6 protein-coding genes are annotated in these 6000 nt (G+C 53.0%); 5 read left to right on the top strand and 1 reads right to left on the bottom strand.

The annotated features are described in order from the left end of the window. The coding region (locus tag VIN76_RS14820; protein ID WP_332042637.1) for a TetR/AcrR family transcriptional regulator at positions 1-537 on the bottom strand (537 nt) is incomplete at its 3' end. Positions 538-875: 338 nt separating this feature from the next. Between VIN76_RS14820 and VIN76_RS14815 the strand changes: the two genes are divergently transcribed. From VIN76_RS14815 to aguB, 5 genes are all read left to right on the top strand, one after another. Beyond that, positions 876-2564, top strand: coding sequence for a M28 family metallopeptidase (locus tag VIN76_RS14815; RefSeq protein ID WP_332042636.1), 1689 nt, complete (start codon positions 876-878; stop codon positions 2562-2564). A gap of 21 nt (positions 2565-2585) precedes the next feature. Further along, positions 2586-3575, top strand: a complete 990-nt coding sequence (locus VIN76_RS14810) for an agmatine deiminase family protein (RefSeq protein WP_332042635.1) — start codon at positions 2586-2588, stop codon at positions 3573-3575. Positions 3576-3661: 86 nt separating this feature from the next. After that, entirely contained in the window at positions 3662-4492 is an 831-nt protein-coding gene (locus VIN76_RS14805) for a methyltransferase (RefSeq protein ID WP_332042634.1), read from the top strand. A 15-nt stretch (positions 4493-4507) separates the two neighbouring features. Then, complete coding sequence (locus VIN76_RS14800; RefSeq protein ID WP_332042633.1) at positions 4508-4858, top strand: DUF3147 family protein; 351 nt, start codon at positions 4508-4510, stop codon at positions 4856-4858. A gap of 7 nt (positions 4859-4865) precedes the next feature. Next, entirely contained in the window at positions 4866-5720 is an 855-nt protein-coding gene (gene aguB / locus VIN76_RS14795; RefSeq protein ID WP_332042632.1) for an N-carbamoylputrescine amidase, read from the top strand. Positions 5721-6000: the final 280 nt, after the last annotated feature.

The following is a 6000-nucleotide window of genomic DNA, read 5'->3' as shown; positions in this document are numbered from 1 at the left end:
TTTCCAGCCAAATTTTGAGTGCGCGATTTCGTGCCATTCGTTGATAAAGGCGCGGTAGCTTGAGGTGAGGAGCTTGTGAAGCTCGGGCTCCGAGCGCCCGGCGAGAACAAGCTCCTGATAGGCGCGGAACTCGGCTTCGTTTAGATTCCGCCAATGGGAATCGACCATATGATCGACCGGATGAACCCCATCCGGAACTGAATTCAAGTCGTTGCGAAAAATCTCGAGCCTCCGGGCGTGGAGATATCGAACAGTCGCCTGCAACATATCAAGACGGGTAGGAAAGTGATATTGCATACCGCCGCGCGACACGCCTGCTCTTTCGGCAATCAGAACTGCTGAAACTTCCGAATAGGGCATATTTGCGAAGCAGGCTACAGAGGTTTGTAGCAGTTGCTGACGCATAGCTTCACTTTTGGCGGCTTGTATTTTGGAGCTACCGCGGCGGTTTCGACCACTGCGTTTTTTGGTGCTATCTTTCTCACTTATATCCAAAATACTAGATGATGGGACCATTTTGGTCGAGGCATCTGACATAATTACCGCCTTATTAGCTGTTCAGCTTGTGCCAAACATTCTCGAACTTGTCCGTGTATCATAGAGATAGCTGTTAACCAGTAGGAGCCTTTCCAGATAAATTAAATCCCGTCATATATAAAGGGCGGGAGGGATTATATTGATATAGGGATGATTGAGTTTCGGGTTCCTGACGAACAGCCGGGTGTGCGCGAAAGGCCGGTATGATCGGGCCACCTGCCGACCCAATCCAAATGTACCGATTAACCTCAATAGCCTGCAACGGATAAGCTGATATTGCATTGATCCGATCTGTCTGCCACAATCGCGGCGGAAATCAGGATAGGGTTTGCTACATTATGAAATATGTTTCTTTTGCCGTAATCATTGCTGCGGCTTTGTCGGTGTCTGCTTGTAATAATGTTGATGATGCAGATCCTTCTGCACCTCTTCCTGAAGTTGCCGCACCGGAATTGTCGCTCGATACAATGCGGGACATTACGCAAGAGCTGTCTTCCGATGCTTTTGAAGGCCGTGCTCCCGGCTCGGTGGGTGAAGAAAAGACGCTTGCGCTCCTGACCAAGGAATTTACGGAAGCGGGATTGAAACCCGGCAATGGTGATAGCTGGTTTCAGGATGTTCCGCTGGTAGAAAGCACCGCGAAAAATGTTTCCGATTTGGTGATTAAGGGCGGAAGCGCCGGCGATATAAGCCTGAAATACGGTTCTGAAATGGTCGTTTCATCCAATCAGGAGCAGCCGAAAATCGACATTACCGACAGCGAAATGGTCTTTGTCGGCTATGGCATTAACGCGCCAGAGCGGGGCTGGAACGATTATGAAGGTGTGGATGTCAAAGGCAAAACCGTTGTCATTTTGATAAATGATCCGGATTTCGGCACGGAAAGCCTGGAAGGTGAATTTGGTGGCCGGGCGATGACCTATTATGGCCGCTGGACCTACAAATATGAAGAAGCCGCCCGGCAAGGCGCGGCGGCTGCGCTGATAATACATGACACCGCTCCGGCGGCTTATGGCTGGAACGTCGTTGAATCGAGTTGGACAGGAACACAATTCTACGCACAGTCGGCCGATGGCGGTGCGGATGAAACGAAAGCCAACGGCTGGATCCAGAAAGAAAACGCGGAAAAGATTTTCGCCAGTGCCGGTCAGGATCTGCCAGAATTGATGACGGCTGCGAAGAACAAGGGTTTCAAGGCTGTTCCGCTTGGATTGACGGCCTCTGTATCCTTTGAGAATGAAATCAGCAAAACGGCCAGCAAGAACGTCATTGGCATATTGGAAGGCAAGACCCGTCCGGATGAATATGTGCTCTACACGGCCCACTGGGATCATCTGGGCCGCTGCACACCGGCGCCCGATGGTGATGATATTTGCAATGGCGCCGTTGATAATGCCACGGGAACCGCTGCATTGGTGGCTCTTGCCGAGGCGCATGTCAAAGCGGGCGCGCCGGATCGCAGCATAATCTTTCTTGCGGTAACAGCAGAAGAGTCCGGGTTGCTCGGCTCCAAATATTATGCGGAAAATCCGGTTTATCCACTCAGCCAGACAGTTGGCGGGGTCAATATGGATGCTTTTGGCATGGCGGGACCGGCGAAAAACATCGTTGTGGTCGGCAAAGGGAAGTCCGAGCTTGACCGTTATCTGGACGCTGCGGTGGAGCTGGACGGACGCGTTACCGAAGCTGAGCCGACACCGGAAAAGGGATATTATTACCGCTCGGACCATTTCAGCTTTGCCAAGCAGGGCGTTCCGATGATCTATTTTGAAGGCGGCGAAGACCTGATCGACGGCGGCAAAGCGGCTGGAGAAGCGATTAGCAAGGAATATACGGAAAACCGCTACCACGGTCCGAAGGATGAATTTGATCCGAACTGGAACTGGGACGGTGTTATGGCTGACCTGAAAATCTATTATACGGTCGCACGCATGCTGGCGATGACCGATGCTTGGCCGAACTGGAACGAAGGCGACGAATTCCGCGCCATTCGTGACAAGAGCCGCACCGGCAACTCTGGCAATTAGTCGGCGACTCAAAAGGCGCTGATGGCGATGAGATGGCCTGCTGAATGGGAGCCGCATGACGCGGTGTGGATCGGCTTTCCCGGAAACCCCGCCGAATGGCCGGAAGCTCTGGCAGAGGCACAGCGTGAAGTTGCGGCCTTTGCCAATGCCATTTGCGATGATGGTGCAGGCGAGAAGGTCATGCTCGTTTGCCGTGACCGGAACGATGCAAATATAGCAAAGCGGTTGGCCGATGATCAGGTTCAGGTCATTTGCGAACCGTTTGGTGACATCTGGCTGCGCGATACCGGTCCTGTCATCATTGTCGGTGGGGATGGCGGTGAGCGGCAGGCGCAGCGTTTCGGCTTTAATGGCTGGGGTGGGAAGTTCGAGATGGACGGCGATCAGGACATAGGCCTGCGGCTGGCAAAATCTCTGAATATTCCGACGCGCCATCATGATCTGGTGGTTGAGGGCGGTGCGATTGATGGCGATGGCCGGGGCGCGCTTGTGACCACCCGGCAATGCGTTTTGAACGGCAATCGCAACCACAACATGACCGAGCCGCAATTTGAAGACTATATGCGCGAGGCTTTGCAGATCGAAAAGCTGTGCTGGCTCGGCGACGGATTATTGGCGGATCATACCGATGGCCATGTCGATAATCTGGCGCGCTTTGTTGCACCGGGCAAAGTAGTCATCCCCAAAGCCATTGATGCGGATGATCCGAACGCGGCCATTTTTGAAGATGCAGCGAAACGTGCCGTGGCCGCTGGGTTGGACGTTGTCCAGATAGCGTCGGTGGGCAGGTATGAGGTTGACGGCGCTATCGCTCCTGCAAGCTATATGAACTTTTATATTGGCAACACGGTCATTGCCGTCCCGCAATATGGCGCGGTGAATGATGAGCGCGCGATCAGCGAAATCGCGGCCCTGTTTCCGGACCATAAAATTGCCGCTCTATCAAGCGTTGCATTGCTGCGTGGAGGCGGCAGTTTCCACTGTATCTCGCAGCAGATTCCATCAGCCTGAAATTGAACAGATAAACCGCTATGCATGGCCATGCAGGTCATTTATGCTGGTGAGCGGAAAGAGTTTTTATTGGAGGGCCCTATCTAATGAACAATAAAATATTATTCACCGGCTTGGCGAGCGCATTATTGGCGACGACTGCGTTTCCTGCGCTGGCACAAAATAACGAAGCAAATGTGGCCGCGCAAAGTGATACCGCTTTGACGGCTGCTATCAACCATGAACGGCGTAGCGGCGACAAGGCGCGCGATATGTATCGCCACCCCTCAGAAACCTTGGCTTTTTTTCAGGTTACGCCCGATCAGACCGTTGCCGAATATGCGCCAGGCGGGGGATGGTATACACGGGTTTTGCTGCCTTATCTCAGCGATAATGGCACCTATGTTGCGATCAACAGCGCGAGTGATAAACCCGGCAATAGCTGGGCAGAGGGTTTCCCTGCAAAGGCATCGGAGTGGACGGCTGTTCCCGCCGGAAAAATCGCCGCTTATGAAAGCGACGACGTCGCAGAGGAACTCAAAGGAAAAGTGGACCGGATTTTGATATTCCGTTCCCTGCACGGATTGCTCAACGCCAATCGTGCAGACTCCGAATTGCGGGCCTTGCGTGATATTCTTGCCGATGACGGGATGGTTGGCGTTGTCCAGCACCGCGCAAATGCAGATGCACCTTATGCCATGTCCAATGGCTCGAAGGGTTATTTGCGGCAGGATAATGTAATCAAGCTGTTTGAACTTAACGGGTTTGAACTGGTCGACTCTTCGGAAATAAATGCCAATCCCAAAGATACCAAGGATTATGAAAAAGGCGTCTGGGCCCTTCCGCCGACTCTGACGAACAAGGAAGTGGAGAGAGCCAAATATGAAGCCATTGGCGAGTCGGACCGGATGACATTGCTGTTCAAAAAACGGCCTTAAGGATGTTGTCCTGATATGGGCGAATTTATAGTCCGGGCAATAGTTTCGGGGGTGATTGTTGCTATCGTCGCGATCATCGCCCGGCGCTATCCGGCCATGGGAGCGCTTGTTGCTTCGTTGCCGCTTATTTCGATATTGGCGATGATATGGTTGTGGCGTGATACGGGTGATACGGAATTGCTGGCCGGACATGTGCAGGCGACGTTCTTTTATGTCATCCCCAGCCTGCCAATGTTCCTTTTGATTCCGGTGTTGCTGCGGCAGGGGATTAATTTCTGGGCTTCATTATCGGCTGGCATGTTGCTCACGATAATCCTGTATATTGCGACAATTCCGATTGCAGCACGTTTCGGCATCAAGCTATGATGGCGGCATGACAAACGAAATTACCGTCGCCGCGCTGCAATTGGCATTGAACAATGGCTCCGAAGCCGAAAATATCGAGGTTGTTAGCGAACAGGTCGCCAAGGCAGCGGATCAGGGCGCACAGATCATATTGCCGCCCGAACTGTTTGCCGGACCTTATTTCTGCAAGACCGAGGATGAAGCGCTTTTTGCTATGGCCAGGCCAGTGAACGAAAGCGCGCCGGTTCTGGCCATGCAAAAGCTGGCCAGGCAGTTGAAGGTCGCCATTCCAGCGAGCTTTTTTGAGCGCGATGGACAGCATTATTATAACAGCATCGCGATTATTGATCCCGATGGCGAGATCATGGGCGTCTATCGCAAGAGCCATATTCCTGATGGTCCGGGTTACGAGGAAAAATTCTATTTCCGCCCCGGCAATAGCGGTTTCAAAGTGTGGAATCTGTTCGGTACCACCATCGGCGTCGGGATATGCTGGGACCAATGGTATCCCGAAACGGCGCGGGCGATGGCGCTGCTGGGTGCGGAAATCCTGTTTTATCCGACCGCTATTGGCTCTGAGCCCTATGACGCGGATCTCGACACCAGCCGCATGTGGCGGCGCGCTATGCAAGGCCATGCCGTCAGCAATTGCATGCCTGTCGTCGCCAGCAACCGCATCGGGACCGAAGAAGGCCAGACATTTTATGGCCACAGCTTCATCACCAACGAATGGGGCGACTTGGCGGCGGAATATGGCGCAGAGGAAAGCGGCACGCTGGTTGCCAGTTTCGATCTGGATCAGGCCCGCAAGCACCGGGCAGGAATGGGATTCTTCCGCGACCGCAGGCCGGACCTTTACGGACGGCTGGTTGAGGATCGCTAGGAGCGAATGCTGTTTGAGCGACTTTCAGCCTATCCCAACAGCGCAGCGGATGGATAGATAGCCTTTCGCTTCCGCCGATTAACGCTACCATTGGTCGTGATTCCTCGCTCTATGCCTTTCGGCTTTGGCTCGGCGTTCATATTATGGGGGGCGTTATGTATGTAAATAGTAGTAAAATGTAGCAATTCGCAGTTTTGAGCGGGAAAATCCTGTTATGTTACTCCCCTGAAATACAGAATCAGCGCGTGTATTGCGGAGTATAGGAGACAGCTAGTGGATA

Origin of the sequence: Parasphingorhabdus sp., from assembly GCF_036568145.1 — a bacterium.
Taxonomy (GTDB): domain Bacteria; phylum Pseudomonadota; class Alphaproteobacteria; order Sphingomonadales; family Sphingomonadaceae; genus Parasphingorhabdus.
Note: the sequence above shows the minus strand (reverse complement) of the source record. Positions and strands in the feature narration are given on the sequence as shown.

Coding starts and splice junctions, on each gene's coding strand:
- VIN76_RS14805 (WP_332042634.1), top strand. CDS start 3,662: ATGAACAATAAAATATTATTCACCGGCTTGGCGAGCGCATTATTGGCG.
- aguB (WP_332042632.1), top strand. CDS start 4,866: ATGACAAACGAAATTACCGTCGCCGCGCTGCAATTGGCATTGAACAAT.
- VIN76_RS14800 (WP_332042633.1), top strand. CDS start 4,508: ATGGGCGAATTTATAGTCCGGGCAATAGTTTCGGGGGTGATTGTTGCT.
- VIN76_RS14810 (WP_332042635.1), top strand. CDS start 2,586: ATGGCGATGAGATGGCCTGCTGAATGGGAGCCGCATGACGCGGTGTGG.
- VIN76_RS14815 (WP_332042636.1), top strand. CDS start 876: ATGAAATATGTTTCTTTTGCCGTAATCATTGCTGCGGCTTTGTCGGTG.